This is a genomic window from Streptomyces sp. DG2A-72 (assembly GCF_030499575.1).
Lineage (GTDB): Bacteria > Actinomycetota > Actinomycetes > Streptomycetales > Streptomycetaceae > Streptomyces.
The window spans coordinates 3,526,152-3,551,704 of record NZ_JASTLC010000001.1 but is presented as its reverse complement, the minus strand read 5'-3'; the positions used below and the strand labels follow the sequence as shown (position 1 = coordinate 3,551,704).

The 25,553-nt window shown below is 68.8% G+C and carries 29 protein-coding genes and 4 pseudogenes; 7 read left to right on the top strand and 26 right to left on the bottom strand.

Annotated features, from left to right (window positions below; translation table 11 throughout):
• Window positions 1-136: 136 nt before the first annotated feature.
• Window positions 137-1,232 (top strand): annotated as a pseudogene (locus QQY66_RS16790) (acyl-CoA dehydrogenase family protein).
• A 59-nt stretch (window positions 1,233-1,291) separates the two neighbouring features.
• Here QQY66_RS16790 and QQY66_RS16785 read toward each other — a convergent pair.
• From QQY66_RS16785 to QQY66_RS16775, 3 genes are all read right to left on the bottom strand, one after another.
• On the bottom strand, window positions 1,292-1,513 hold the full coding sequence (locus tag QQY66_RS16785; RefSeq protein WP_301981163.1) for a hypothetical protein: 222 nt from the start codon (window positions 1,511-1,513) through the stop codon (window positions 1,292-1,294).
• Between the two features lie 117 nt (window positions 1,514-1,630).
• Window positions 1,631-1,891 (bottom strand): DUF5133 domain-containing protein, encoded by a 261-nt coding sequence (locus QQY66_RS16780; RefSeq protein ID WP_301981162.1) that lies wholly within the window; start codon window positions 1,889-1,891, stop codon window positions 1,631-1,633.
• Window positions 1,892-1,998: 107 nt separating this feature from the next.
• A complete protein-coding gene (locus QQY66_RS16775; protein WP_301981161.1) occupies window positions 1,999-2,475 on the bottom strand; it encodes an Hsp20/alpha crystallin family protein in 477 nt (158 codons plus the stop codon).
• 281 nt (window positions 2,476-2,756) lie between these two features.
• Here QQY66_RS16775 and QQY66_RS16770 point away from each other — a divergent pair, with 281 nt between their 5' ends.
• The 4 genes from QQY66_RS16770 (at window position 2,757) to QQY66_RS16750 (ending at window position 7,044) form a co-directional block, all read left to right on the top strand.
• Window positions 2,757-3,542 (top strand): VOC family protein, encoded by a 786-nt coding sequence (locus QQY66_RS16770; protein ID WP_301987342.1) that lies wholly within the window; start codon window positions 2,757-2,759, stop codon window positions 3,540-3,542.
• Between the two features lie 134 nt (window positions 3,543-3,676).
• A complete protein-coding gene (gene polX / locus QQY66_RS16765) occupies window positions 3,677-5,434 on the top strand; it encodes a DNA polymerase/3'-5' exonuclease PolX (RefSeq protein ID WP_301981160.1) in 1,758 nt (585 codons plus the stop codon).
• A gap of 525 nt (window positions 5,435-5,959) precedes the next feature.
• A complete protein-coding gene (locus QQY66_RS16755; RefSeq protein ID WP_367667082.1) occupies window positions 5,960-6,454 on the top strand; it encodes a YbhB/YbcL family Raf kinase inhibitor-like protein in 495 nt (164 codons plus the stop codon).
• 170 nt (window positions 6,455-6,624) lie between these two features.
• Window positions 6,625-7,044, top strand: coding sequence for a CBS domain-containing protein (locus QQY66_RS16750; protein ID WP_301981159.1), 420 nt, complete (start codon window positions 6,625-6,627; stop codon window positions 7,042-7,044).
• Between the two features lie 67 nt (window positions 7,045-7,111).
• On the opposite strand, the gene QQY66_RS16745 is transcribed toward QQY66_RS16750, so the two are convergent.
• The 5 genes and pseudogenes from QQY66_RS16745 to QQY66_RS16725 all read right to left on the bottom strand — a co-directional run bounded on the left by QQY66_RS16745 (window position 7,112) and on the right by QQY66_RS16725 (window position 8,934).
• Complete coding sequence (locus QQY66_RS16745; RefSeq protein WP_301981158.1) at window positions 7,112-7,375, bottom strand: hypothetical protein; 264 nt, start codon at window positions 7,373-7,375, stop codon at window positions 7,112-7,114.
• The gene (locus QQY66_RS16740; RefSeq protein WP_301981157.1) at window positions 7,357-7,557 is read right to left on the bottom strand and encodes a hypothetical protein; all 201 of its coding nucleotides are present in this window, start codon (window positions 7,555-7,557) and stop codon (window positions 7,357-7,359) included. Before QQY66_RS16740 ends, QQY66_RS16745 begins: the two co-directional genes overlap by 19 nt.
• An 83-nt stretch (window positions 7,558-7,640) precedes the next feature.
• Window positions 7,641-8,075 (bottom strand): annotated as a pseudogene (locus QQY66_RS16735) (THUMP domain-containing protein); the annotation flags it as partial.
• Between the two features lie 295 nt (window positions 8,076-8,370).
• Complete coding sequence (locus tag QQY66_RS16730; protein WP_301981155.1) at window positions 8,371-8,541, bottom strand: hypothetical protein; 171 nt, start codon at window positions 8,539-8,541, stop codon at window positions 8,371-8,373.
• A 36-nt stretch (window positions 8,542-8,577) separates the two neighbouring features.
• Window positions 8,578-8,934 (bottom strand): PRC-barrel domain-containing protein, encoded by a 357-nt coding sequence (locus tag QQY66_RS16725; RefSeq protein WP_301981154.1) that lies wholly within the window; start codon window positions 8,932-8,934, stop codon window positions 8,578-8,580.
• A gap of 158 nt (window positions 8,935-9,092) precedes the next feature.
• On the opposite strand from QQY66_RS16725, the gene QQY66_RS16720 reads away from it, so the two are divergent.
• Window positions 9,093-9,926, top strand: coding sequence for a ribonuclease BN (locus tag QQY66_RS16720; RefSeq protein WP_301981153.1), 834 nt, complete (start codon window positions 9,093-9,095; stop codon window positions 9,924-9,926).
• 595 nt (window positions 9,927-10,521) lie between these two features.
• On the opposite strand, the gene QQY66_RS16715 is transcribed toward QQY66_RS16720, so the two are convergent.
• The 9 genes and pseudogenes from QQY66_RS16715 to QQY66_RS16675 form a co-directional block, all read right to left on the bottom strand.
• Complete coding sequence (locus tag QQY66_RS16715; protein ID WP_301981151.1) at window positions 10,522-11,238, bottom strand: GAF and ANTAR domain-containing protein; 717 nt, start codon at window positions 11,236-11,238, stop codon at window positions 10,522-10,524.
• Window positions 11,239-11,316: 78 nt separating this feature from the next.
• Window positions 11,317-11,763 (bottom strand): ANTAR domain-containing protein, encoded by a 447-nt coding sequence (locus QQY66_RS16710; RefSeq protein WP_301981150.1) that lies wholly within the window; start codon window positions 11,761-11,763, stop codon window positions 11,317-11,319.
• Window positions 11,730-11,927 carry a hypothetical protein gene (locus tag QQY66_RS16705; protein ID WP_301981149.1) on the bottom strand — a complete coding sequence of 66 codons (198 nt, stop codon included), beginning with the start codon at window positions 11,925-11,927 and terminating at the stop codon, window positions 11,730-11,732. The genes QQY66_RS16710 and QQY66_RS16705 overlap by 34 nt, the downstream gene beginning before the upstream one ends.
• A gap of 61 nt (window positions 11,928-11,988) precedes the next feature.
• Window positions 11,989-12,240 (bottom strand): hypothetical protein, encoded by a 252-nt coding sequence (locus tag QQY66_RS16700; protein WP_301981148.1) that lies wholly within the window; start codon window positions 12,238-12,240, stop codon window positions 11,989-11,991.
• Window positions 12,237-12,695 carry an STAS domain-containing protein gene (locus QQY66_RS16695; protein ID WP_301981147.1) on the bottom strand — a complete coding sequence of 153 codons (459 nt, stop codon included), beginning with the start codon at window positions 12,693-12,695 and terminating at the stop codon, window positions 12,237-12,239. Before QQY66_RS16695 ends, QQY66_RS16700 begins: the two co-directional genes overlap by 4 nt.
• Window positions 12,696-13,009: 314 nt before the next feature.
• On the bottom strand, window positions 13,010-14,251 hold the full coding sequence (locus QQY66_RS16690) for a PP2C family protein-serine/threonine phosphatase (RefSeq protein ID WP_301981146.1): 1,242 nt from the start codon (window positions 14,249-14,251) through the stop codon (window positions 13,010-13,012).
• A 453-nt stretch (window positions 14,252-14,704) separates the two neighbouring features.
• Entirely contained in the window at window positions 14,705-14,974 is a 270-nt protein-coding gene (locus tag QQY66_RS16685) for a hypothetical protein (protein WP_301981145.1), read from the bottom strand.
• 10 nt (window positions 14,975-14,984) lie between these two features.
• Window positions 14,985-15,689, bottom strand: a complete 705-nt coding sequence (locus tag QQY66_RS16680) for a DUF5994 family protein (protein ID WP_301981144.1) — start codon at window positions 15,687-15,689, stop codon at window positions 14,985-14,987.
• 38 nt (window positions 15,690-15,727) lie between these two features.
• A pseudogene (locus tag QQY66_RS16675) lies at window positions 15,728-15,994 on the bottom strand (hypothetical protein); the annotation flags it as partial.
• 574 nt (window positions 15,995-16,568) lie between these two features.
• On the opposite strand from QQY66_RS16675, the gene QQY66_RS16670 reads away from it, so the two are divergent.
• Window positions 16,569-16,937, top strand: a complete 369-nt coding sequence (locus QQY66_RS16670; RefSeq protein ID WP_301981143.1) for a VOC family protein — start codon at window positions 16,569-16,571, stop codon at window positions 16,935-16,937.
• Between the two features lie 10 nt (window positions 16,938-16,947).
• Here the strand turns inward: QQY66_RS16670 and QQY66_RS16665 are convergent.
• The 9 genes and pseudogenes from QQY66_RS16665 to QQY66_RS16625 form a co-directional block, all read right to left on the bottom strand.
• Window positions 16,948-17,746, bottom strand: a pseudogene (locus QQY66_RS16665) (IS5 family transposase).
• A 126-nt stretch (window positions 17,747-17,872) separates the two neighbouring features.
• Window positions 17,873-18,301 (bottom strand): NUDIX domain-containing protein, encoded by a 429-nt coding sequence (locus QQY66_RS16660; protein ID WP_301981142.1) that lies wholly within the window; start codon window positions 18,299-18,301, stop codon window positions 17,873-17,875.
• Window positions 18,302-18,819: 518 nt separating this feature from the next.
• Window positions 18,820-19,419: a hypothetical protein gene (locus tag QQY66_RS16655; protein WP_301981141.1), complete on the bottom strand. Its 600-nt coding sequence runs from the start codon at window positions 19,417-19,419 to the stop codon at window positions 18,820-18,822.
• Between the two features lie 203 nt (window positions 19,420-19,622).
• A complete protein-coding gene (locus tag QQY66_RS16650; protein ID WP_301981140.1) occupies window positions 19,623-20,666 on the bottom strand; it encodes a serine hydrolase in 1,044 nt (347 codons plus the stop codon).
• Window positions 20,667-20,813: 147 nt separating this feature from the next.
• Entirely contained in the window at window positions 20,814-21,902 is a 1,089-nt protein-coding gene (locus QQY66_RS16645; RefSeq protein WP_301981138.1) for a glycosyltransferase family 4 protein, read from the bottom strand.
• 23 nt (window positions 21,903-21,925) lie between these two features.
• Window positions 21,926-22,462: a deoxycytidine triphosphate deaminase gene (locus QQY66_RS16640; RefSeq protein ID WP_301981137.1), complete on the bottom strand. Its 537-nt coding sequence runs from the start codon at window positions 22,460-22,462 to the stop codon at window positions 21,926-21,928.
• Window positions 22,459-22,998: a dCTP deaminase gene (gene dcd, locus QQY66_RS16635; protein WP_301981136.1), complete on the bottom strand. Its 540-nt coding sequence runs from the start codon at window positions 22,996-22,998 to the stop codon at window positions 22,459-22,461. The genes QQY66_RS16640 and dcd overlap by 4 nt, the downstream gene beginning before the upstream one ends.
• A complete protein-coding gene (locus QQY66_RS16630; protein WP_301981135.1) occupies window positions 22,995-24,233 on the bottom strand; it encodes a metallophosphoesterase in 1,239 nt (412 codons plus the stop codon). The genes dcd and QQY66_RS16630 overlap by 4 nt, the downstream gene beginning before the upstream one ends.
• Window positions 24,230-25,552 (bottom strand): UDP-N-acetylglucosamine 1-carboxyvinyltransferase, encoded by a 1,323-nt coding sequence (locus QQY66_RS16625; RefSeq protein WP_301981134.1) that lies wholly within the window; start codon window positions 25,550-25,552, stop codon window positions 24,230-24,232. The genes QQY66_RS16630 and QQY66_RS16625 overlap by 4 nt, the downstream gene beginning before the upstream one ends.
• Window position 25,553 lies beyond the last annotated feature (1 nt).

Sequence of the window (25,553 nt, the reverse complement as noted above, 5' to 3'; positions counted from 1 at the left end):
TCTGATGCACCCTACGTGACCTGGCCGAGGCGGTGTCAGGGCGTGGTGTGGGGTTGGGCCACGGTCCGGCCGAGATCGAGCCCTGCGAGCCGACCGAGTCCTCTGACGCCGGTCTCACTTCTGGGAGCAACGCAGTATGAGCACTCTCGACATCCTGTCCGAGGACGAGCGGTTCATCGTCCGCACCGCGCGCGACTTCGTCGACAAGGAGGTCGGGCCGGTCGTCCAGGAGCTGGAGCACGCCGACACCTACCCCGAGGCCCTCATAGAGCAGATGAAGCGGCTCGGCATCTTCGGCCTGGCCGTCCCGGAGGAGTACGGCGGCACACCGGTCTCCACCCCTTGCTATGTGCTGATCACCGAGGAGCTGGCCCGCGGCTGGATGAGCCTGGCCGGAGCGATGGGCGGGCACACCGTGGTCGCGAAGCTGCTGCTGGGCTTCGGCACCGACGAGCAGAAGCGGCGGTACCTGCCGGGGATGGCCCGCGGCGAGATCCGGGCGACCATGGCGCTGACCGAGTCGGGCGGCGGCTCGGATCTGCAGGCCATGCGGACGGTCGCCCGCGAGGACGCCGGCGGCTATGTGATCAACGGGGCCAAGACGTGGATCACCAACTTCCGCCGCTCGCAGCTGATCGCCCTGTTGTGCAAGACCGACCCGGAGGCGAGCCCCGCGCACCAGGGCATCTCGATCCTGCTCGTCGGGCACGGCCCCGGACTGACCGTCTCCCGACCTGCCCAAGCTCGGCTACAAGGGCGTGGAGAGCTGCGAGCTGTCCTTCGAGGACTACCGGGCTCCGGCCGACGCCGTACTGGGCGGCGTGGCGGGCCGGGGTTTCGCGCAGATGATGAAGGGCCTGGAGACCGGGCGGCTGCAGGTCGCCGCCCGCGCCCTCGGTGTCGGCCGGGCGGCATTCGAGGACGCGCTCGCCTGCGCACAGCAGCGGGAGTCGTTCGGCAAGTCGATCTGGCAGCACCAGTCGATCGGCAACTACCTGGCGGACATGGAAGCGGGCACGGCGAAACTGTTCGCCTCCGAGACCGCCATGCAGATCGCTCTCAACGCCGTCCGCATCCACGGCGGTTACGGCTACTCGACCGAGTTCGACGTGGAGCGCTACTTTCGCGACGCCCCACTGATGATCGTCGGCGAGGGCACGAACGAGATCCAGCGCAACGTCATCGCGAGCCAGCTGGTCAAGCGGGGCGGACTCGACGGGCTCGACGGGTGAACATCGCCGGCCGCGTGCCGCACGACGCGGGAGATCGGAGCCGGCCGACCGGGTCTGCCTCAGCGTGCACAGCCGACATCCAGCACTTCGATCACGTCGCCGTGGACCGTGTAGACGAGCCAGCACCACTCGCCGAACGCTGCGGCCAAGTCCGCGTCCTGGGTCTCCGCGTCCTGGGTGACCGCGTCGATGAGCGTGATGATCTCCTCGTGCGTCTCGTCCGGCACGTCGAAGAGCACGCTGGCGGCCCGTTGGATCAGTTCGACTCGCACGGTGCTCACCGCCCCACAGGGTCTGTCTTGACCACCATAAAGCCACCGCCTCACGCGGAGACCTCGGCCTGACCGACGCCTGTCTGCCCGCGGACCGAGCCGTCGGCCGCAGGCTCGGCATCGATCTCAGGGGATGACGGTCCGTGCCTGCCCGGCACGGCGGCCGGCCCCTGCCCTCCTCTCCGCTGAGGCCCGGGCGAGAAAGCGCTCTGCCTTTGCCGCGGCGTCGGCCGCGTTGCGTTGTCCCATGAGGACGCAGAGTGTGTAGGCGGCGTCGTCGAGCCGACGGTAGCTGTGTGGGCTCGCCGGGTCGCGCAGCAGACCGGCCCATGCGGACCGGTAGGCGTGAAGTGCTGCGGTGACGGTCCTGACGTGAGGCATCAGCATCTTCGTCTCCACACCTCCCTGTGCCGGCGGACGGCTCGTCGCACGGCCAAGCCGCGCCCAGAACGGGCCTGCCGTGCGACGACGTCGCGGCACGCACCGGGTCGGGGTCAGGACTCGGTGATCTCGATGTGCCGCGGCTTGGTGGCCTGCGCCTTGGGCACGGTGACGGTCAGCACACCGTCGTGCAGGGTGGCGCTGACCTCCTCCGACTTGACGTCGGCAGGCAGGAGGGCCTGGTACTCGAACCGGCCGGTGCGGCGGGTGCCGCGGCGCAGGACGCCCGCGTGCTCCCGTTCCTTGTACTCCCCGGTGATGTGCAGCTCGCGCTCGCTCATCTCGATGTGGATGTCGTCGCGCTTGATCCCCGGCAGTTCCGCCTCGATGACGTAGGCGTCGTCCGTCTCTCGCATGTCGGCCGCGGGAGACCAGGCCAGTGCGGCGGGAGCGGCGGTGGCGCCTTGCAGCAGCCGGTTCATACGCTCGAACAGTTCGTCGAACTCGGCGGTGATGGGTTCACCCCATCCGAAGCCGGGGAACGGCCTGTCCGGCAGGCTGCCGGGCCGGTGTCGTACAGGCAGCGTCATCGCGGTTCACCTCCGCGAGGGTGGGCCATACGGGTCACCCTCCATGGTGCGCGTTCCCGCCGCGCCCGGCGACCGGGCCGTGAATGGTCGCCCGTCCCCACCGTCCGCCGGCTCGCTGCGCGCCAGGACACGCTGCAGCTGCACCCGCAACTTGGTGTACTGCGGGCCTGTGCTGCCACAGCAGTATCAACGCGTCAGGCGATGTGCGGGACCGGAACGTGGGTTGGACACTGAGGTAGAGAGCAGTGATTGCCGGCGTACGAGACCAGGGCGCGATGGCCATGAATCACGACGCGGCGGACGTCGTCCTCACGCGTTCCGTTTTCGGCGCGCCGTGCTGGGTGAGTCTGACCAGCCGCGACCTCAAGGCCACGCAGGACTTCTACGGGGCCGTACTGGGCTGGCAGTGGCGCGACGCGAGGCTGGGCGACCGTTTCCGGACCGCGCTGGCGGACGGGGTGCCCGTCGCGGGGATCGCGGGGGTGGCCGGCGTGTGGCAGGTGGCCTCGGCCTGGACGCCGTACTTCGCCGTGGCGGACGCGAACGAGACCACGGCCCGCGTGCGGGAGCGCGGCGCGACCGTGGCAGTGGGGCCGCTCTCCTTCCCTCCCGGACGAGCGGCGCTGGTCGCCGACCGTGACGGGGCCGCCTTCGGGATATGGCAGGGGAAACTCGTCACCGAGTGGGAGGCGTGGCGGCAGGCGGCATCCACGTTCATCGTCCTTCACACCCGGGACGCCTTCGAGGCGGCCATCTTCTACGGGGAGATCCTCGACTGGGCCTCGGGCCTGCCCGGTTGCTGCGAGGTCGAGTACGCGCAAGGCGGCGTACTGCTGCGCAGCCGGGGCGAGATCGTGGCCCGTATCGAGTCGGGCTCGGTGGAGACGCCACCTGATCCTTCCGTCCGGTCGCACTGGCAGGTGCACTTCGCCGTGGACGATGCGGGCCCGTGCGCCCGGGCCGCGGAGAAGCATGGCGGCAGCGTCCTGAAGGAGGGCGAGCAGGAGGCCGTGCTGCGTGACCCCGACGGCGCCCAGTTCACGGTCACCTCACGCCGGGAACGCTGACGTCGGCCCTGCGATGGGATGCACAACGCGGTCGCTCGCACCGCGCGTGACCTCTCGGGAACCCACGCCGGTTCCAGGGCACACGGACGTGGCCGGCACGCATGAAACGGGCGTTGTCTGTCTACTCGGGAGTCATGGCTCGGTCCAACGACGAGGTGGCCGCGCTGTTCTACGAATACGCGGACCTGATCTCGATCACCGGAGGGGACGCGTACAGGACGCGCACCTACGAGAAGGCCGCGCGCTCGATCGGCGGCCACCACGCCGACGTCTCCACCCTCGACATCAAGGGCCTCCAGGAGATCCCCAACGTCGGCAAGTCCATCGCCGAGAAGATCCTCGAGTACTTCCGCAGCGGCAGCGTGTCCGCCGTCGAGGAGCTGCGGGCGAAGATCCCCGCCGGGGTCCGGCGGCTGACCGCCATCCCCACGCTCGGCCCGAAGAAGGCCTGTGTCCTGTACGAGGAGCTGGGCATCGCCTCCGTCGAGGAACTGGCCGACGCCATCCACGAGGAACGGCTGCGCGACCTGAAGGGCTTCGGGCCGAAGACGGAGGAGAACATCCTCCACGGCATCGAACTCCTGCAGTCCTCCGGAGAGCGGGTCCTGCTCGACGTCGCCATGGACCTCGCCGATGACATCGTCACCGAGCTGTCGCAGGTGACCGGCTGCAAGCGGTGCACCTACGCCGGATCACTGCGCCGCGTCCGCGAGACCATCGGTGACATCGACATCCTCGTCGCGGCGAAGAAGGCGGAGCCGCTCATGCGGGCGTTCACCGAGCTGCCGTACGTCTCGGAGATCATCGCGCACGGCGAGAAGAAGACGTCGATCCGCACCACCAAGGGCCTGGCCGTCGACCTGCGCGTCGTCCCGCCGGATTCCTGGGGAGCGGCGCTGCAGTACTTCACCGGCTCCAAGGCGCACAACATCCGCACCCGGGAGATCGCCGTCCACCAGAAGCTCAAGCTCTCCGAGTACGGGCTCTTCGACGCCGAGAGCGGCGAGAAGATCGTCTCCGCGACCGAGGAGGACGTGTACGCCCGACTCGGCCTGCCCTGGATCCCGCCCGCCCTGCGCGAGGACCGCGGCGAGATCGAGGCCGGGCTGCACGACGAACTGCCCGCCCTGATCCAGGAGAAGGACATCCGGGGCGACCTGCACACCCACACCGACCTCACCGACGGTCTCGCCCCGCTGGAGGAGATGGTCACCGCGGCCGCCGAGCGCGGCTACGCCTACTACGCCATCACCGACCACGGGCCCAACCTGTACATGCAGCGTATGACCGACGAACGCATCCTGGCCCAGCGCGAGCGCGTGCGGGAGCTCGACGGCGCCCATGGCGGCAAGGGCGGCAGGGGAATGCGGCTGCTGCACGGCGTGGAGCTGAACATCGACCCGGACGGGGACGTCGACTGGCCGGAGGAGTTCCTGGCCGGCTTCGATCTGTGCGTGGCCTCCGTGCACTCGCACTTCAACCAGAGCCGCGAGGCACTGACCCGGCGGCTGGTCAGGGCCTGCGAGAACCCGTACGTCAACATCATCGGCCATCCCACCACCCGGATCATCGGCAAGCGGCCCGGCATCGACGCCGACCTCGACGCGGTCTTCGCCGCGTGCGCGCGCACCGGCACGGCCCTGGAGATCAACGCGCACCCCGACCGGTTGGACCTGCGCGACGAGGACATCCTGCGGGCCAGGCGGCACGGCGTGAAGTTCGCCGTCGACAGCGACGCCCACGCCACCCTCCACCTGGCCAACATGCGCTACGGCGTGGGCACGGCACAGCGCGGCTGGCTCACCAAGGACGACGTGATCAACACCTGGCCGGAGACCCGCCTGCGGCGCTTCTTGCGCAAGGGAAGGACCGGTCGCAGATCCCGCGGCTGACCGAGCCGAGTCCTGGCGAGGCGATCGTGCGGCAGTCGTGCGTAGTGGGCGCCGCTGCATCAGGAAGGCATCAGCAGGGTGTCCAGGGGAGTCCAGGGGCCGGTCGTTGTGCAGACGGGCGATGGCGTCGGCGAGCAACGGGGCCACGGATCGCACTTGCAGCGGTGGTTCCTGCGTCTCCTGCGTCTCCTGCGTGGCCTCCGGGGTCTTCGTGGTCTTCGTGGCGAGGGTGTCGGTGACCAGGACGCGGCGCAGGGGGCAGCTGTTCTGGTCTGCCGGGCGGCCTCCTCCAACGCGCCGGGTTCCTCGAAGAGGATGGGTCGCGCTCGGCACGACATGCAGCTTGTTCGGTGCGCTCAGCCGCCGTGCGGGCTCCTGCCGCTCGGCAGCAGTCACCAGGGCTGCCGCGGCCCCGGTGCCGGCGCCCCAGTGGCGCCGTCGCCACACCGGTGGTGACAGCGGCGTCGGGCACGCGGAGGTACGGATCGGCGACTCGATCGTCATGCCGTTCGACGCGCCGCCACACTGGCCGCCGACGCCCGCCTCCCTGCGCCTCTACGTCGAGGATGCCGATGCGGCGCACTGGAAAGTCCCGTCTTCAAGGACCACCACCGCATACCGCCCCGCTACACCGAGGACGCCGGGAACGTGTCACCGCCGCTGACCTGGTCCGGCGTGTCGGACGGGACGGCGGAACGGGTGCTGCTGTGCGAGGACGTCGACGCGCCGTCGGGCAGCGTCGTCCACTGGACGGTGGTCGGTATCGCCCCCCACAGCCGGGGCGTAGAGGCAGACCGGACCCCGCCGGGCGGCACGGCACTCGTCAACGGCTTCGGCCGCCGCGGCTGGAGCGGACCCAACCCGCCGCCCGGGGACCAGCCGCACCGCTACGTGTTCCACCTCTACGCCCTGGCCCAGCCGTGCGTGCTGCCCGACGCGCCCAGCGCCGAGCGGTCCACGACGCGGGTGGAGAGGCGTGAACCGGCCGACAGCACACTTGTGGGCCTGTACGAGCACTGACACGAACACGACGGTGAGCGCCGCCCGATGGCGGCCTCCCTCGCAGCACCGGCCCGGCACGTCACCCAAGTGGCGTACTACGGCACGGGGCCGCGGAGTGCCCGCGCATAGCGTGGAAGCGCCGTACCAGGACGAGGGGGGAGTCAGACGCTTCCAATCAGGAGGACTCCATGCCGGTTGCCGGGCAGATCATGCACCGAGGCGCAGAGTGCATCAACAAGACGGAAACCCTCGCACACGCCGCCGAGTTGATGAAACGACTGGAGGTCGGCGCACTGCCGGTCTGTGAGGACGACGGCAGGATGTGCGGCATCATCACCGACCGCGACATCGTGGTGAAGTGCGTCGCCGAGGGGCGCAACCCCGCCGAGACCGAGTGCACGGAGCTGTGCCAGGGCACCCCGCAGTGGATCGACGTCAACGCCGACGTCAGCGAGGTGCTCGCCACGATGGAGCGGCACCAGATCAAGCGCCTGCCGGTGATCGAGAACAAGACTCTGGTCGGCATGATCAGCGAGCGGGACATCGCCCGGCACCTCAGTGAGCATCAGATCGCCGAGTTCGCCGAGCGGGTGTACGCCACCGCCTGAACGCCTTCGGCCGCGTGGTTGCCTGGCGACGGCAGCATCCGTCGCCAGGTCGACCCCTGTGCGGTGATCAGGACGCGGCCCGGTCGACCATGTCGTCCAGGTCCAGCCGCTGCTCGATCCGCGTGAGCTGACCCGGCGTGGTGCGTGTGGCCACCGGGCGGGGCAGGAGCAGGGTGCAGCGGTCCTCGTCCGGGAGCCGCGAGATGTCCGCCGTGCCCAGCCTGCTCGCCTCGGCCAAGATCTCCTCCTTGTCCCCGGTGACCAGGGCCTGCGCACCCTGTTCGCGGGCGAGCCGGTCGGCGGCGCGCACCATCAGCCGCCGCTGGGCCACCACGTGCAGGGCAGGGCACCGGCCAGGGCGTACGCCTTGTAGGCGGAGGCAGGCCCGGTCAGTGGGGCACCGGTGGCGTGGACGAAGTCGCAGGCCAGGCCGCGGCGCATGACGCGGTGCGCGGCCACGGGGGAGTCGTAGCCGCCGGAGAGCAGGGCCGGCGCACAGCCGCTGCTGCCCACCGGCAGTCCGTCGCACCCCGGTTCCGTTCCACGGACACGAAGACCTCGTGCAGGTCCACCTCGACCGCGATCTCCACCTCGGGCGTGCTCAGATCGACGGGCCAGCCGAGTTCCGCGTTGATCCGGTCCCCGACCAGAGCAGCGAGCTGTGCGGAAGTGAGCGGGAAGCCCTTGCGACGGCGGCGCGCCCGTACCGCGAAACGCGCCGTCCGGCCGCAGAGCGAGCTTGGCGGGCCAGCTGGAGGGCCGCGTCGACGGCGGCATCGGGCGTGCGGTCCACCCGGAGCGCGGGCTGCGCCACGCTGACCCCGACCACCTGCCGGACACGGTTGAGCAGATCCGCCGGGAGCTCGGACTGCCCGGACGGGTAGAGCAGCAGCAACCCGCCGCGGCGCCGGATGCGGACCGGATACTCCAGGTCGTCCTCCACACGACGCACGTTGTCGATCAGCCGGCGCTCGAAGCGGCCTCGGTCGCGGCCCTTGAGCATCAACTCCCCGTACTTCAGCAACACGCACGGCTGCCACATCGCCCCTTCACCCCCTCACCTCGACCAACGACAACGGAGTACGGCCCTCTCCGGGTTCCACAAGCCGACCACCGGCACCCTCCCGCTGATGGGCGTCGGCCGCTGCTTCTTCGTCGGCGCCGAACCCACCAAGGGATGGGGCCCGTTCAAGCTGTTCGACAAGACAAGAAGGAACGGGCCAGTTCTGAACTCGCGACCTTTCCGTCCCGACTGAGGATCGGGCGTGATCGACACCTGTCAGTTTGGCATTTTCGCAGTTCAGGGCGTTGAGTTTGGTGCGTGCGTTATCGGAGGGGGCGGTGACCGGTGCGCTGGGACCAGCGGACGGCGATGAGGCCCAGCGCAGCTACAAGGATCACGATGCCGATGATCAGTAGGTAGCCCACCCCTTCTGCGGCTACTCCGATGATTCCCAGCACGACGGCGACCAGAAGGAGAAACAGCAAGAGGGCCATGACGCGTACCTCCCTTGGGTGGCTGGGCGTGGGCGATCAGCGGCGCGCGAGTTGCCGCTCGCCGCCTGCGCCCGTCTGGTAGGGCATGTCGTAGTGCTGGAAGATCGCTTGCTCCGACTCGGCGGGCAGGATGTCGTCCATGCCGACCGAGGGCGCCTTCTTCACCAGCGTCTTGGTGTAGGAGACCTTGACGTAGTCCGGTCCGAGGGTCGCCTCGTCGAGGGGGACGAAGGCCAGGTGGTGGCGGGTGGGGAGTCCGGTGCGGACCGTGGCCATGGCCGGTTCGTCGGTGGTGGTGTCGACGTAGACCGCTTCGAGTACGCCGATCTTGTGGCCCTTCGGGTCGACGACGCTGCGGTTGCGCCACTCGCGGATATCGGCTGAATGGATCATGGCCTGCCTCCTGAGCCGTTGATCCGGGCCGGTACGAGCCGCCCTTCGGGCAGTCGCAGCCCGCTGAGCCCGGTAGCCCTCTGTTCTTCCAGGTTATCCGGGAATCTCCGCGTCGCGCCCTCGCCCGGCAAGGGTTCCGAACGTGGTAGTCGACAGGCATGCCGATGAAGCCTTCCGGTGCCGCGGACCGTTCATCTCGGTTCGGGCCGCTGCGCCATACGATCAGCCGTTCGCCCGTCGGGCGCGGATGGCGGCGGAGCAGGGACATTGAGCTGTGGTCGCGCTCGCTGGGCTTTGCCGCGCTGGGATTTCTCACGCTGGTGCCGCTGCTGATCATTGTCTCCTCTGCCGACCCCGAGCGCGGGCGGGGGTTCGCACAGTGGCTGGGGGAAGGGCTTGGCGTGTCGACGTCCTCCAGGCAGCAGGTCGAGCAGTTGTTCATCCGGCCCGGCCAGGCCCTGCGGACCACGACCGCGTTCGGTATCGCCGCCCTTGCCGTGTTCGGTCTGAGCTTCGGGGCGGCGGTGCAGACAGGCTATGAGAAGGTCTGGGACCTGCCTTCGGCCCGCTGGTGGGCCAGGTGGCGGCATGTGGTGTGGCTCGGCGTCCTCACCGGATACCTCTACGTCTCCGCCATCACCACGCTGCGGCGTGAACCTCTGGCAGGTGGGGCCGTCGCGTCGCTGAGTGCTGTGCTGTTGCTGTGGTGGTCCCAGCGCCTGCTCCTCGGCGGGCGGATCCGCTGGCGTGCCCTGTTGCCCGGCGCCGTGGCCACCGTGATCGGGCTGATCGGCCTGAGGGTCTTCTCCAGGCTCGTCTTCTCGCCGTTGATCGCATCCAACGCGGTCACCTACGGACCTGTCGGAACTGTCCTGGTCATCCAGTCCTGGCTGGTCGGCGTGGGTGTCGTCGTCTTCGGCGGGGCGCTGGTCGGCCGGCTGCTGTACGAGGAACTCCCACGCATGGCACACGCACTGAAACGGCGCGGATGAGGTGCGGCCCTGCAACTGGTCATGTCGCTTGGGCCGCGAGTTCGTCATCGCTGCCGGGCCGGGTTCCTTTTCGGATCCGCGGGCCTCTGCAAGGTGCGAGGCGGCACCTGGGTCAACGGCTCTGCCCTGCGCCACGCTTCGGAACACCGGCACTCGTGCCGCCGCAGACCACACCGTCGGGCCAGTGCCCACGGTGCGTGGCCTTGGTCGTCGGGGGACGGTGGGTGGGGCCGGGATGGGTCGGTCGGCTGGTCGGTGACCAGTGCTTCCTTTCCGTGAATTTCTGTCGGCTCATTGAATGTTGAGGCCCCGTCCGGAGAGCCGGCCGGTCCTGCCTGCGTGCTGGAGTCGCCGATTGCGGGTGGTCCGGCCGATGCGTTCGGTGATCCGGCTCTTGCGGTTCCTCGTCCGTTGTCCGCTCCGCGTCGCCTGTAGGCAGCCGCAGTTGCCCCACGGGCGGCGCCGGACCGCCAGGGGGCGGTGTGGGCCGTTCCCTGTTACCGGCGGTGCCCTGAGGACAGGGGCGATGCCGTTCGTCTACATCCGCGCAATCGCCTTCGGCGCAGAGCAGTAGCGGGCTCCGGCAAGGCGTGGGTCAGGACCCCAGGCCGGTGAGGGGTTCGGAACTGTCGATGAGGGCGCGGGCCACATCGGCCAGGCGCCGGTTGTGGGAGCGGGCGTAGCCGCGCAGCGCGGTGAACGCCTGCTCCATGTCGATGTCCTGGCGTTTGGCGAGCTTCCCCTTGGCCTGTTCGATCAGTACCCGGCTGTTCAGCGCCGTCTGCAGTTGTTCGTTGAGCACCGTGCTGCGCTGAGCGGTGCGTTGTTGCAGCAGGCTGATGGTGGCGACGTCGGCCAGGGCCTGGGCGACGGGTGTGGCGGCCGGGTCGAAGAGGCCGGGGGAGGTGCGGAAGAGGTTCAGGGCGCCGACGATCTCGTCCCGCAAACGCAGGGGCAGAGCCTGGACTGCCCCGAACCCGCTGCGCTGGGCCGCCACCGCGAAGCGCGGCCAGCGGGCGGTCGCCGTGCCGAGGTCGGGGACGATCACCGGTACGCCCGTGCGGAAGCACTCGAGGCAGGGGCCTTCGTCGTTCTGGAGCTGGAAGAGCTCCAGCAGGCGCACCTGTTCGTCGGAGGCGGCCATGACGCGGAGTTTGCCGTCCCGGTCGGCGAGCAGCACCCCGGCGGCGCTCGCGTCGAGCATGCCGACGCAGCGGTCGGTCAGCAGGCGCAGGAAGTCGATGATGTCGAAGTCGGCGACCAGATTGTCGGCCAGCTCGACGAAGGTCTTGGCCAGAAGCTGTTGGTCCATCGTGGGCACCCTCGATTGAGACTAGTCCCTGCCCGAAGGGGCGGGAAGTACGGCACGTTCCTCGGCCGGGTCCACACGTCAGGTTTCCTCCTCGTCCTGATCCGGCTCCCCGTCCGGGGAGAAACGAAGCCGTCGGGCCACCACGTCGGCGGCCACGTCCGCGAGCCGGCGTCCCTGCGCCAAGGCGTAGGCGCGGAGCCGGACGAAGGCTTCTTCGATGCCGACTCCGAGCTGAGCAGTGAGCATTCCGCCGGCCTGGTCGATCTCCGCTCGGTATGCGCCCAGGTCTTCGAAGCTGCGGTCCGCCATAGCGTCGGCCAGTTCCTCCGTGTTCAGTACGGTCGGAATGTCGGCGTACAGGTCCAGAACCCCCGCTCTGATCGCTCCCTTCTGCAGAGGGAGCGAGAACACCGCGCGGGCTCCGGCTACCAGGGCCGCATCGGCGAACACGGTCCAGTGATCCTGAAGTTCAGTGGAGAGCAGATCGGGAGTCAGGACGGCCGAGCCGCGTACGAAGGCGTCCACGCAGGGCCCCTCTCCAGCGTGGGCTGGAGCTCCCCCAGTTGCCCGCTGATGTCGTCGGTGCTGCACAACGGATGGCTCGGCGCGGCCTTGGACATCGCCGACAGCCCGGCCCCGCCGACCGGCAGCGCGGCCACGGCCGCGGTGCATACGTCCACCACACTCACCCGGGCACCTCGTCGCACCGTCTGCTCGGCCACCAGCATCCGAATGCGGGTCGACCGCCTGTCAGGCCCCACTGGGGCCACCGTCTCCGGGCATCGTGACAAGGCCCTCCAGCCTCGCCGTGGTGCGTTCCCCGAAGGGAAGTACCAGCGCGCGGAACGTGGTGGCGCCCGTCGGCCTGCGAAGCTCTCCGATGTCCAGCCACCCCCAGGAGTGGAGCGCGGCGAGGGTCGGGCGATCGGCCCGGTCCACCAGGGTGGCGCCGAGCGATGCCTGATGGTCGGTCAGCCACATACAGAGCCACCAGATCCTCACGCAGGCCCTCCACCAGCCAACGGCTCAGCCGACGCAACCGCGCCGGAGCCACGGCGGACGGCTCGCCGTCCCCCGGCTTCCGTGACTGTCCCCGCCCCGCCCGGGGTGTCGCCGAGAGGAGGTGGCAGGTGGCCGAACGGAAGGCCGAGGAACAGGAACCCGCAGCCGACGAGGTCGAGAATCCGAGCCAGTGTCGTCGGCGGATGGTGCAGTCGCAGGGTTCCGCCGGCCACGGTGGTCTGCTGCGCAGCGTGGAGGAATGCGTTGAGTCCGCTGCAGTCGCAGAAGGTGACGGGGGTGAGGTCGACGTCGATGGTGCGGATACCGTCCCGCAGGCACCGCTCCAGGGACTCGCGCACCAACGGCGCGGATTCGAGGTCGATCTCACCGGACAGGGTGATCAGCGCCTGTTTCCTCTGGTCATGGCGGTGGACGGTGAGCTGTGAGAGGGGCATGACGCCTCGGTTCGGAAGAGCATCCGGCGGCGGCACGGTGAGCCGGAGTTCCGGCACCCTGGGCGCGCTCCCGGCAGGGTCGTACTTTCGGCGGAGGCAGAGCGGCGGCCGGTCCGACAGCCTGCGCAGCAGGACAGAGAACCCACCCAGTTCCCTCCAGGGAAGCGCCGGGTGACAGACGAAGAGTCCGCACCCCGCAGCAGAGTAGTCCTCGCATCGTGTGACGTACGGTCCGAAGCAGCCCAATCCCACGGTATGGATGGTGCAGAACACGCGGTGGCTCGCATGACGGAGCCGGTCGTGCGGTTGTCGGCTCACTCCAGGAGCACGAGGTGGTCGGCGGCGCCCCCTCGCCATTCGATCAGGAAGAGGGTCGCGTCGTCGGTGGTGCGGCCGCCCCGTTGCTGCTTCAGGGCGTGGGAGAGTGCGCGCACCACCGCTCGTACTCCCTTCTCTGTGTGTTCGATGTGGTTGACCCAGTGGATGAGTTGTTCTTCGCCGAATTGTTCTTCGCCGGCTTCGTGCTCCTCGATCAGGCCGTCGGTGAAGCACAGCACTCGGTCGCCGCGTTGGAGCCTCTGCCGGCTGATCCGGGGCTCTTCACCGCCGAAGCCGACGGGCAAGGTGGTCGGGCCGACCAGTTGCCGGACGACCTTGTGGTCACGGATCAGCAGCGGTGCGGGGTGGCCCGCGTTGACCCACTGCAGGTGGCCCGTCGTGATGTTCAGACGCATCATCTGTGCGGTGACGAAGTGGTCGGGCCCGAACTGCTCGGCGATGGCCCGGTCCATGAACGTGTAGATCTCGGACAGGCCGATGCCGGCACGCCTGGCGTGCCGGTAGGCCCCGACGGCGACGGTCGCCATCGTGGCGGCGTCCAGGCCGTGGCCCATCGCATCGACCATGGCCACGTGCAGGATGTCCTCGTTGAGGGCGTAGTCGAAGCTGTCGCCTGCGACGTCGTAGGCGGGCTCCAGGATTCCGGCCACCGCAACCTGTGGGACGGACATCGCCAGCGGCGGCAGCAGGGACCACTGGATCTCCGCGGCCACGCTCATCGGTTCGCGGCGCCGGGCGAAGAAGAACTGATCGGTATAGCTGTGCTTGGTGACCAGCATGTCGGCGACCAGGCCGGCGAGCCTGCGCAGCAGCCGCCGGTCGTCGTCATCGACGGTGTCCAGGGTGAGGGCCATCACGCCCACCTGGTCGCTGCCGTCCAGCAACGGCAGGTACATCCGGACGCCGTCGGACTGCGGCACCTCGACAGCGGTCGCATGCAGAAAGGCTGTGCCGGCAGGAGAGTCACCGATCGGCTCGGGCTCGCCGACCATCAGCCGCCGACCCGGCAACGGCACCAACACCAGCTGGCCGTAGTCCTGCAGCAGGATCGAGACGTCGCGGCCCCCGACCCTGGCCACCTCTTCCGCGATCAGCGGGGCGATCAGCTGCGGCGGCATCTCGTGTGCCCGGTCCAGCAGCACCCCCAGCAGCCGCTCACCGAACCCTTCCGACCGGTCCAGCACGCCCTCGTCGGGTCGGCGCTCACCTTCCGCCACAACCGCACTCCCGCACCGGCGTCGTCGAAGCTTCGGCCGCCGTGTCCATGCTCACCCCGTACCGCGAGTCCAGCGCCCGCCGACACGCGCGGTCCTTCCTGCGGTCACAGCGGATGCGCTCGACCCGCTCACGTGATCTGCACACACAGGCTCCTGACACGACCGCGATCAACCGGCACAGAGTGACGCGGCGGGCCACGCCGAACAGCCCATTACGCCAGAGGCGGCATGTCACACCCGGTCGGAACGGATGGCTCTGGGTCCCGTTGTGCACCACTTCTCTCCCGGAGCCCTCACAGGAGCAGAAGATCGGAGCCGCTGTCCGTGAGGAGCCGTGCGGTCTGCCCCGGTCGTGCCGGTAGATGTTCAGCTGCGGAAGAGTCGTGACGCCTCGGTTCATGGGACCCGGCCGCTCCTCGCACAGTCAATGGCCCGGTGACGGAAACCGCCTGGTCACCTGTGGTGAGTCGTACGGCGCCGGCGCGGCGGAAAGCGGCCGCGACCCCCATCGCGCTGGTCCCGCCGCTCACCGGCGGTCGGCGACTCGGACCGGTCCGGACCCACCGAGGGCTGCGGGGTGCCCCGGCCGCGGCGGCCGGGCAGGGGGGCGCTGTACCGGTGCACGGCGATTCTGTCGGCGTGCTGGATGTTGAGCCGGTGGATCACGTATGCCGCCACTGCGACGAGAACCACGAAAGCGGCGACTGTCAGGAAGGCGTTCATGGCGGCCACCTCACGTACCGATGATCAGGCGATTGGCTCGACCGGCCGGACCGGTCTGTTCCGGAACGGCCGCGGACACCGCGGAGGCGCCGCCCTCGTACTCCCACGCCTCGTCCGATTCCAGTGGCCCGTACGTCGCGGAGACACCGTGCCGGGCCTCGTCCGCGGCGATGAGAGCGCTCGCGGTCAGCGGCGGGCCGTCGTAGGCGGACGCGGCAGCCATCAACCGGGCCGCCGACTCCGCGCCGGTCTCCGGCGGTATGACCAGCAGGTCCCAGCGCCCGGTGCCGTAGGAGAGCAGCAGCAGCTTGTGCGGGTCGATTTCCGGGGTGAACCAGCCGACCTTGACGATGTGGCCGTCCACGGGAACCTGGCGGGGGACGACCGGCCAGTGCTCCGGGTTGACGGCGATGCGGGTGATGCGGCCCCACAAGGGATCCAACACGTCGGTCAGTTCCGGCAGTTCGCTCAGCAGATCCCGGGAGCGGGGCCACCAGGCACCGTCCAGGAGTCCACGGGAGGTGCCGTCGGTCTTCAGGGCGAGACGCGCGGCCGGGGCTGCGACGGGCTCGGGGTGCGGCAGGGGTGGAAGCAAGGTCGCCGACATGATGCGGACCCGTCTCCGGGCCGTCTCTGCGGCGGCCCGGGTTTCATCTTTCGCCGAGAACGACCCGGCGTGAAAGCCGGTGTGCGAAATGCCCTCGGTACTGTCCACACTACTCCGCGCAACGCCGCGGCGCGGAGCAGTGGCCGCTAGATGTGGAGCAGTCGCTGGGTGATCTCCCGATACTGCCTCAGCGCGAGCCGCAGTCCGTCGGACTGTGCCTCCGGGTCCCGGTCCTGCCAGCCGGCGCGAAGGAGACGCCGCCGTTCCGCGAGGGCGTTCACGAGCTGGGCGGTGGCTTCGTCGTAGGCGCTCTCGGCCTCTTCCAGTGCCTCGCGCGGTGTGTCGGCGAAGGTGTTGAGAGCGCGCCGGAGGGACTGGACGATCTTGTCCCGTGCGTCCGACGGGAGCAGCGGCGCCAGGAATTCCCTTGAAGCCGTTCAGTGCTCTCGCTTCTCGCGGCGAGCAGGGGACATGGATTGGCTACCTGGTCTTCTTGGGTGCTGTGTTGGTTTGCTTGTTGACTCTCACGCTAAAGCGAGGATGGCCCCGTACTCGAAGTCGGCGCAGGGAACCTGGTATTGCCTGGCCTCTCGGTACGGTGAGGATCGTGCGCCGGGACGATAGCCAGGATGATTGACGCTGGATGGCGCTCGGGGCGGAGTAGCAGGGCACTTGGGACGGCGACCGTTGGCCGAGCGGGTGATTGACCTGCTGTGCGCCGGCGGAGGAGGGCTGCGACCGCTTCTCTGCCGGGGAGCTGTGCGCGCGGCTCAGTGCGTTCCGAACAGCCGTGTGTTCCGCCACCGCGTAGGCCGTGTCTGGCCTATGGGCGCTTAGACGTCGTTTCTTTTGGTGCGGGTGGGACGGAGTGAGGTGTCGTGGGCAGGGGCATCGCGAAGCTCCGGCAGCGGCCGAAAGATGGACAGCTGGCCTTTCAGCAGCGAACCCGGGCAGCGGCACTGTATGAAGCCCCAACCCTGTTTCACGTTGGCTGCGACCACTCTTGATGCACCGAACGCCCACGAGCTGGCGCAGTTCTACCAAGGCCTGCTTGGCTGGCCGATGCAGAAGGAAGAACCGGGCTGGGTTGAGATCGCACCGCCCGACGGCAGTGCCGGGCTGTCCTTCCAGACAGAGCCGCTCTTCACACGTCCGCAGTGGCCTTCCAACCGGTCCGAGCAGCAGATGATGATGCATCTGGACATCGAGGTGAACGATCTGTCATCAGCCGTCGATCATGCTGTTGCCCTGGGAGCGACCGTGGCGGATTTCCAACCTCAATCCGATGTACGCGTCCTGTGCGACCCGGCGGGCCACCCGTTCTGTCTGTTTGTACGCACCGGCCCGAGCGTCTGACAGATGGGGGTCACGTGGTGAGTCTGCGGTAGCTGATGAGGGCTGCGGCTACAGCGACGAAGGCAAGGAAGTGCTCGGCCTTGCGCTCGTAGCGGCGGTGCAGGCGACGGCACCCGGCCAGCCAGGACACCGTGCGCTCGACCACCCAGCGGTGCCGACCGAGCCTCTGGGAGGAATCGATGCCCTTGCGGGCGATGCGGTGGCGGATGCCACGCTGGCGGAGCCATTTCCGCAGGTGGTCGTAGTCGTAACCCTTGTCGGCATGCAGCTTGGCCGGCCGTCGTCGGCGTGGTCCGCGCCGGGAGCGGACGGGCGGGATGCCACGCACGAGCGGCTGGAGTCCGAGGCTGTCGTGGGTGTTGGCGGCGGAGATACCCAGCGCCAGGGGCAGGCCGTTGCGGTCCGTGATCAGGTGGATTTTCGATCCGCTCTTGCCGCGGTCGGTCGGATTCGGTCCGGTCAGTGACCCCCTTTTGCCGCCCTCACGCTGACGGAGTCGATCGCGCACCGAGACCAGTCCAGATGACCTCTTGCGCCAAGCTCGTCGAGGAGGACGCGGTGGAGCTTTGCCCAGACGCGGTCCGGCTCCAGTGGGCAAAGCGCCGGTAGACGGTGGGCCATGCAGGACCGAAGACCGGCGGTAGCTGCCGCCAGGTGCAGCCGGAAGTGGCTACGAAGATGATCGCGGCCAGCGTCTCGCGGTCACCCGCCCGACGTCGGCCGCCGCCCTGCGGACGCTTGGTCACCGTGGGCGGCACCACCCGCCGGAACAGCACCCACAACTCGTCCGGAACCAGCCGCTCAACCAGGTCTGCCACGAACAGCTCAACGACCCAACGGCACCAAAAGAAACGGTGTCTTAATCAAGTTGTGAGCGGACCGTCCGCGCCCGGCTGCAGGTCTGCGGTGCTGTTGGCGTACGCCCTGCAAACGGCTCAGGCGGATTCCAGGAGGTGGCGCCCATCATGGGCGCGCACGTGGGGCGCGACCGTGGAGCCCAGGGCATCCAGCACGCGTACGGCGTAGACCTCACCCATCGACTTCTCGACTTCATCGGGAGTCAGCCACTCCACGGCCGTCGACTCGCTCGACGTGCGCTCCACACCGTCGACCGGGCGGCATCGAAAGACGAGAGCCACGATGCCCTGGCTCATGTTTTTGTAGACGCCGGTCAGGCGCTCGACTGAGACACGGATGCCCGTCTCTTCCAGCACTTCCCGCACGGCGCCGTCCTCGGGGCGTTCGTCCAGTTCGAGGACTCCCCCAGAGGGCTCCCACGTGCCGTTGTCCGCGCGGCGGATCGCGAGCACGCGGCCGTCATCGCGCACAACCACGCCAGCGACCGAGACCGAGTGAAGCGGCATTGACCTACCCTCCGGGTAGCGTTGCTTATGTAAGGAGCTGCCACCAGGTCGCGGAGATCGCGAAGGCGTCTGAAGGCGACCTCTGATGCTTCGAAGGCCGCTTCTGAGGCGGTGATCGATATTTGGTATCGCATGCCGTAGCAGGGGCTGAAGCTGTCCCGGGCGATTCGCTGCCGTTCGGAGGCCGGTGCTTCCAGGTCGCGTGCGAGGCTGCGGAAGGTGTTGCGGGCCTGCGAGAGGCATTCGAGGTAGTCGCCGTACAGTGCACGGCGGACACCGATGAGATGGTCGTGTCGATCTCGTCGCCACCGGACTCGATCAAGCAGGGCTGCGGACGAGGTAGCGATGCCTGCGCCAACAACTGCGCTGAGCAGGGTTATCCATTGCATGCAGGCAAGGTAGGTGTCGCGCAGTCCTGCTTGAAGATGGCCTCCAGTCAGTGATGGCGGAGGTTGAACCCATGTGCGCAGGATGCGAGTTGTAGGCCCACCGGACGGGTTGAGATCTCTGCCGTCGGGCTATCGCATGCCCTCGGCGCACGCGGCGACTGCTTTCGGCAAGCCGGCGAAATCGGTCTTCAACGGGTTCAGGCGCTCTAGGCTGGACAGCCTGATGGACTTCTGGGTCGGGCAGCGCTCGTCCAGGACCTGCGTGGGCAGGACGTAGAAGCTCCACTGGTCAAGGTCCAGGGGGGCGAGGGTCTGCTTGTCCTGGTGGTGCAGCAGGCAGAAGACGTACACGTCCGAGCGGCGCAGTACTTCGGCCGAGGTGGTGCCGGTCTGGGCGTCCCAGCCGGAGGCCGGCGCGATGGAGAACGCGATCTCCGACAGCCGGGGCTGTGCCCACGACTGCAGGTAGGCGGCCGATTTCACCTCGACGCGCCACTTCTCGGGCGTGCGGATGTCGACGGTGTCCCATTCGGTGCGAGTGCCGGCCGCGGCGTTCAGCGCCGTTGCCACGAGATACTCGGCCAAGACGCCCCTCATGGTGTTGTTGGCCAGGTCGGAGCATGCCCAGCTCCAGAAGTCGCCGAGTCTGCCTACCGTTTCGCCGCCCGCCCGTATCGGTTCACGGCTGCTACGGCGTGTGATGGTCAGCGGACCAAGATCGGCACTCATGTGTCCTCCAGACGACGACGTGGGGCGATGCTGATCCTGACACCAGTCACTGACAACGGTGTTGGGCTCCTGACCTCGCGTAGGGTGCAGCGGTTGTAGGCCACCGGACGAAGACACATGACGGGCCTGACCAGGATCGGTCGGGCCCGTCACTCGTTCGGAAGCTATCCGGCCTCTCTCAACGGATTCGCCCAACCGTGGCTTCAGGCGAAGGCCAGAGCGCGGAAGGCGTTGCGGATGTCAGTCAAGGGCTGGCGGTCGCGGGTGTAGTAGAGCTTGTTGGTCAGTAGCACTGCCCAGCGCCCCTGTTGGGGCGAGATCCACATGCCGGTGCCGGTGAAGCCGTAGTGGACCCAGATGTCGTCTTCGGGGTGGGTGCCAGCGGCGGGGTGCCAGAACAAGCCGCGCACGGGTTCGAGGGCGCCGGTCTGGACGGTCAGTGACTGGCTGGTCCAGGCGGGGCCGAATCCGGCTCGCCCCAGGCTGGTTGAGGCGTCCAGCATGTGGCGCAGGAAAAGGGCGAGGTCGTCGAGGACGGTGAAGGCGCCCGCGATCCCGCACACTCCGCCCAGGAGCCGGGCGGAGAAGTCGTGGGCGACGCCCTTGAGGTGAGTGTCGCTGTCCTGGTCGAGTTCCGTCGGCGCGCATCGAGCGGCGATCTCGGCGGGCAGCGGCCCGAAGCGGGTGGAGGCCATGCTCAGCGGCTGCCAGACCCGTTCCGTGGCGAGCCGGTCGAGGCGCTGGCCGGAGAGGTGCTCGGCGAGGTAGCCGAGGATGAGGGCCGCCCGGTCGGTGTACTCGACAGCCTCGCCGGGAGGACGGTGCAGGGCCTCGTGGAGGACGCCGTCGCGCACGTCCTGTGGGTCGGTGCCGTAGAGGTTCTTCAGCTGGGCTCGCAAGGGGACGCCGGCGGTGTGGGTCAGCAGCTGGCGGGCGGTTACGGCCCCGAGCGGGTGGCCGGCGACCTCGGGCCAGAAGTCGTTGAGGGGGACGTCGAGGTCGAGTTTGCCTTCCTCCCACAGGGCGCCGATGGAGGACCAGACGGCGAGGACCTTGGTGAGGCTGGCGGCGTCGAAGACGGTGTCGCGCCGCATCGGCGTGTCCGGCTCGTCGGGGTCGAGGACCCCGGTGGTGCCGTGGGCGGAGGTCCCGGCGGCGTCGCCGACGGCCCACACGGCGCCTGGGTAGACCTTGTCGCGGACGCCTTCGTTCAGGAGTTGCTCGATGCGGTCGGTGCGGTACGTCATGGTCTCCCTGTTCGCCGTGGGCATCCCGCCGGGCCAGCGTAGTGAGGTGGGGCGGGTAGGACTGGCGGTGCAATGGTGTGTCGGATATCGGCCGCGGCATCGGCGTACTCGCTGTCGGGCCGTCGCCAGCAGGGCCGCTCGCCCTATTCAGGCGAGCTGGCGACTGATGTCGGTCAGCGCCTGAGCAGTCGATGAGAGCGGGTAGCGGGCGGCGTTCGCGTAGCCCGCCTGCCTCAGGGCGGGCAGGAGGCCGGGTGCGGTGCATAGCCGATCCAGGTCTCGCGCGAGGGCGGCGGAGTGGGTGAAGTCGGTGGCCACGCCGGAGGCGGTGAGCACTTCGTTGAGGCCGGGCACGGGCTGGTAGAGGACGGGCAGTCCGCAGGCTTGGGCCTCCAAGGCGACCAGGCCCATGGCCTCCAGGGTCGTGGATGGCATGACCAGTACGTCGTGCTCGGTGAAGGCTTTCCATAGCTGTGGACGGCGGAGCCAGCCGAGGTAGCGGGCTCTCACGCCAGCCCGTTGCAACAACGGGGCCAAGGCATGGAATTGGGCTCGGGGCGCGGCCATGCTCAGTTCGACGCCCGGCACTGAGGCCAAGCTCTTGATCAGGGCCTCGACGCCCTTCTCGGAGGTCAGCCGTCCGGCGTACAGCAGGCGCAAGTGGCTGGAGGACGTGCGGGCGGGCCGGGGCGGCGGATCAGTGAGCAGGTGGTCGGGGATACCCCAGGGTATGTGGATGATCTTCCGGCGGTCGACGTGCGGGGCGAGCTTGCGGAGGCGGTCGGCCATTGCCCCTGTTGGTACGACGATCGCGTCGGCCGCCCTTGCAGTCTCGCGCAGCACCTGCAGCTGGTCTCGGTGGGCCTCGGCGAAGATCAGGTCCGTGCCGTGGACCAGAGCGATACGGGGGTGCAGAGGGAGCGCCCGGATCAGGGCGGGGGTGGCACCGAAGGTGAGGTGCTGAAGGTGTAGTACGCCGATCTGGGCTGGGTCGATCGCGACCGCGAGAGCCTTGCGCAGGGCTGCGACATAGCGGCCGAAGGCCGGGCCCTGAAGGCACTTCCCGGCCACAGACAGCAGGTCGAGCCCGGCGGGGAGCCGGTGTCTGGGACCCGACGGGCCCAGCATGAAGGCGCGTGCGGGGATGAGCGGGCGGTCGCCGGTGTAGAGGTCAAGGAAGAGCTCGACGCTGCCGCCAGGGCTTCCGGCGGGCAGGTCCAGGAAAGTCGCGGCCATCGGCCCCATGGTCGGCCCGGGGCTCACAGGACTCCTCCGGGAAGCTCTTCGTAGAGTCGGGAGATGTCGATGCCGTCCGTCGCCGCGTATTTGGCGGGCTGCAGCTGATAGCTGGCCGGTGTGCCGTAGGCGGTGAGAAAGACGAGCTTGCCGAAGGTCATGCCCGGATAGATCCGCACCGGTTTGGCGGCGCGGATCTCCAGGGTCCAGCGGATGGCGTGGCCCTGGTGGCCGAGCGGGGCAGAGACGTGCACCCAGATGCCGAGGGAGCCGATGGTGCGGTCGCCGTTGAGCATCTGTGCGTACGCCTCCGAACCCGTCCGCTCGTGTGTGACACCGAGGTAGAGCAGCCCGGGCTCCAGCACCAAGCCCGTGGTGGGGATGGTCTGCTCGGTGAACGCCGTGGGCACGGCGGCGTCCAAGGCGCCGACGCAGACACGGATCGTGCCGCCGAGCCGCCAGTCGTAGGAGTTCGGGGAGAGCCGGGCGGGGTCGTAGGGGTCGATCGTGATCTCGCCGGTATGGATTGCGGCGTCGATCTCGGAGCCGGTGAGGATCACGACGCGACCGCCTCGATTCCCGCCACGTCCTGCCAGTAGCGCGACGGCTGCGGGCCGTGGGCGGCCTGGTACTTGCCGCGGTAGAGGTCGATGGCGCCGGTGGAGACGAAGAACATGATCTGCCCGATCTTCATGCCGGCGTAGACCCGTAATGGGCGGATCGGAGAGAGCATGAGCGTCCACTGGCCGTGGAAGCCGATGTCTCCGACGGGGGCGGTGATCTCGACGAACAGCCCGAGTCGGCCGACGGAGGAGCGGCCGAAGAGAAGCGGCACGAAGGCGTTGGAGCCGACCTGTTCGAGGGTGTGGCCGAGGTAGAGCTCGCCGGGCTGGAGTACGTATCCGCTCGGGCCGATCTCGGTCGCGCGGGTGGGGTTGGGACGGTGGGCGTCGATCACAGGGGCGGTGTAGGTCAGCAGGGTGGGGCCGAGGCGGACGTTGTAGCTGTTGGGGTTGACCTGGTCCGGCTCGAAGGGGGTGATGGTCAGGCGGCCGTCGTGTGCTGCGGCGGTGATCTCGTGCCCGGTGAGGATCATTGCTCGCCTCCTTCAGCGAGGTCGGCGGTGGAGGGGAAGGGCGGCGTGGTCAGGACGCGGCGTACGGCCTGGCCCAACCGCAGTCCGGCCTGATGCGTACGGCCGCCGAGGTGGCTGTCAGCGAGGTAGTCGGTGGTCAGCACGCTGCGTATCGCCGACGGCAGGGGCGTGGGAGTGATGACCAAGGGGCCGACGCGTTCGGTGAGGTGGTCGAGCAGCTTGTCTCGGCTGTGGGTGTGTTCGTCGGGGAGGAATGCGTGGACGAGCTGGTTGTCGAAGGGCTCGATGGCCAGCAGGTCGCCGAGGGTCAGAACATCGGCGAGTGGAGTGGGGCGCAGGGCGGTCTCGTTGAGGATGACCACGTCCGCGCCGAGACCGGAGTGCAGGCGGCCGGCGATCTCTGTCAGGAGGCAGCGTCGGTCCAGCGGGGTGTTGCGGTAGGTCTCGTTCACGGTGCCGATCGGGCTCGCCAGGGTCCGGGCGACGAAGGTGATCTTTGATTGCAGCACGGACAGGTCCTCGGGAACCGCGACCGAGTCCGGGAAGATACACGCGCGGGCGGCCCAGCCGCTGTCGCTGGGCTCGGCGGTGGCGTATCCGCGGCCGAGTTCGAGGCCCTTGACGACGAGTGTGTCGCCGACGCGCACGGGGCCGTAGGTGCCGCTGTGGCAGTGGCCGGAGAAGATGACGTCCGCGAACGAGCACGTGGCGGCGAGCTTCAGGTCTTCGTCGAAGCCTGAGTGGGACAACACGATCCAGGCGTCGGTGCGGTGGTGGTGCTTCAGTATCACCTCGCGCAGGGCCTGGGCCGGATCGGAGACATGGTGGCCTGCGCGCTGGTGGGCGGAGATGGCGTTGAACGCTTGCGGTCCGATCACCGCGGTGACGGCGACTCGACGGCCGCCGATGCGCTTGATGCGTACCTGGTCGAAGAGGGGGTTGCCGTTGCCGTCGGCCACGTTGGCACACACGGTCATCTCGTGCAGCCCCGGTTCGAAGTAGTGCGGCCAGCCGTGGTTTCCCGGTGCGAGCAGGTCGTACAGGCCGGCGAGGATCTCGCGCTCGATCCGGCCCTTGCCGAAGCGGTAGAAGCCGCTGCCCTCGAAGAAGTCGCCGCAGTCCACGATCAGGCTGTCGGCTTTGGCGGCGTGTAAGTGGGTGAGCATCGAGGTGGCCGAGTCGAAGGTGGAGTGCACGTCGGTCGTGGCGATGATCCGCCGGAGCTGTCGGCTCATGGGGTGACCTCGCAGATGTCAGCGCCGAGGGCATACAGCTTGGTGGGCAAGTCGGCATGGCCGCGCCGGAGCTGTTCGAGCCCGCCGAGGGTGGTGACGCCGCGGGCGGTGAGGCCGGCGATGAGTAGGGCCGAGCCTGTGCGGATGTCGGTGGCTTCCACTCCGGCGCCGTTCAGGTACTGCGGACCGGTGAAGCGGCACTCGGTGGATGAGTGCTCGTGGATCTCGGCACCCAGGCGGGCGAGTTGGGGCAACAGGTTGCCGTGGCGGCCGGGGTTGATCGTGTCGGCGAACAGATGGGTGCCGGGGCAGGTGAGGGCCAACGCCATCAGCGGTGGTTCGAAGTCGGCGTCCAGACCGCCGGGCGCGAGGGAGGCGACGGCCCGCAGCGGCTTGCCGGTGGGGTGGGCGTCCTGGGCCCGCACGGTGAGCACGTCGTCTTCGGTGTCGGCGGGCACGCCGAGCTGTCGCAGGGCGGTGATCAGCGGAGTTACGTCATCGCCGCTCACGCCGCAGATGCGTGCGTCGCCGCCGGTCACCGCGACCGCACAGGCCAGAGTGCCAGCCTCGATCTTGTCGCCGGGTACCTTCCAGGTGATGGTCTCCGTGGGGGCGGACCGATCGGGTACGAGCGTCAGGACGGACTCGCTGACGCGGCACTCCCACCCGGCCATCCGCAACGCCTCGACGACGCTGAGCACTTCTGGTGACAGGTTCGGCTGGCCAAGACGCAGCGGCCGTCCGGCTACGGCCGCACGCAGGAGAGCGGCGATGCTCGCGCCCCGAGAGCGGAAGGGCAGCATGATCGAAACCGTTTCGGCGGTCCGGGCTGCCGCTGCCTCCACGACATAGCCGTGGTCGTCGACGGTCGTGCGGTCGCCGAAGCGCTCGTAGACCTTGAAGTGCTGCTCCATCCCCCGCTGCCCGATCCGGCAGCCGCCCGGCCAGGGAAGCCGGGTACGCCCGTATCCGCCCAGCAGCGCGGGTACGAGGTAGTACGAGGCCCGGATACGGGCGGCGGTCTCGGCGACAGATCCCGGCTGGGATTTGTCGCTCGGGAGGATCATCACGGTGTGGGGATCGCTGACGGGGCGAGCCGTGTGCCAGCCGGTCTGCTGAAGCAGGGTGAGCATGGTCTCGACGTCCGTGTTCGCCGGAACGTTGGCCAGCTGCACCGGGCGGTTCAGTGCAGCGGCGGCGGCCAGCAGCGGAAGGGCGGCGTTCTTGGACCCGTCGACAGTCACGGAACCGGTCAGTGGCCTGCTCGGCCGGACGGCGACTACTTCGGTGGCGATCGGGGGAATCCGTACGGCTGTCAAC

Coding starts and splice junctions, on each gene's coding strand:
- QQY66_RS16770 (WP_301987342.1), top strand. CDS start 2,757: ATGAATCACGACGCGGCGGACGTCGTCCTCACGCGTTCCGTTTTCGGC.
- QQY66_RS16730 (WP_301981155.1), bottom strand. CDS start 8,541: ATGGCCCTCTTGCTGTTTCTCCTTCTGGTCGCCGTCGTGCTGGGAATC.
- QQY66_RS16775 (WP_301981161.1), bottom strand. CDS start 2,475: ATGACGCTGCCTGTACGACACCGGCCCGGCAGCCTGCCGGACAGGCCG.
- QQY66_RS16720 (WP_301981153.1), top strand. CDS start 9,093: ATGCCGATGAAGCCTTCCGGTGCCGCGGACCGTTCATCTCGGTTCGGG.
- QQY66_RS16780 (WP_301981162.1), bottom strand. CDS start 1,891: ATGCTGATGCCTCACGTCAGGACCGTCACCGCAGCACTTCACGCCTAC.
- QQY66_RS16645 (WP_301981138.1), bottom strand. CDS start 21,902: ATGGCCGCGACTTTCCTGGACCTGCCCGCCGGAAGCCCTGGCGGCAGC.
- QQY66_RS16630 (WP_301981135.1), bottom strand. CDS start 24,233: ATGAGCCGACAGCTCCGGCGGATCATCGCCACGACCGACGTGCACTCC.
- QQY66_RS16650 (WP_301981140.1), bottom strand. CDS start 20,666: ATGACGTACCGCACCGACCGCATCGAGCAACTCCTGAACGAAGGCGTC.
- QQY66_RS16715 (WP_301981151.1), bottom strand. CDS start 11,238: ATGGACCAACAGCTTCTGGCCAAGACCTTCGTCGAGCTGGCCGACAAT.
- QQY66_RS16685 (WP_301981145.1), bottom strand. CDS start 14,974: ATGAACGCCTTCCTGACAGTCGCCGCTTTCGTGGTTCTCGTCGCAGTG.
- polX (WP_301981160.1), top strand. CDS start 3,677: ATGGCTCGGTCCAACGACGAGGTGGCCGCGCTGTTCTACGAATACGCG.
- QQY66_RS16750 (WP_301981159.1), top strand. CDS start 6,625: ATGCCGGTTGCCGGGCAGATCATGCACCGAGGCGCAGAGTGCATCAAC.
- QQY66_RS16660 (WP_301981142.1), bottom strand. CDS start 18,301: ATGCCGCTTCACTCGGTCTCGGTCGCTGGCGTGGTTGTGCGCGATGAC.
- QQY66_RS16725 (WP_301981154.1), bottom strand. CDS start 8,934: ATGATCCATTCAGCCGATATCCGCGAGTGGCGCAACCGCAGCGTCGTC.
- QQY66_RS16695 (WP_301981147.1), bottom strand. CDS start 12,695: ATGCCCCTCTCACAGCTCACCGTCCACCGCCATGACCAGAGGAAACAG.
- dcd (WP_301981136.1), bottom strand. CDS start 22,998: ATGATCCTCACCGGGCACGAGATCACCGCCGCAGCACACGACGGCCGC.
- QQY66_RS16655 (WP_301981141.1), bottom strand. CDS start 19,419: ATGAGTGCCGATCTTGGTCCGCTGACCATCACACGCCGTAGCAGCCGT.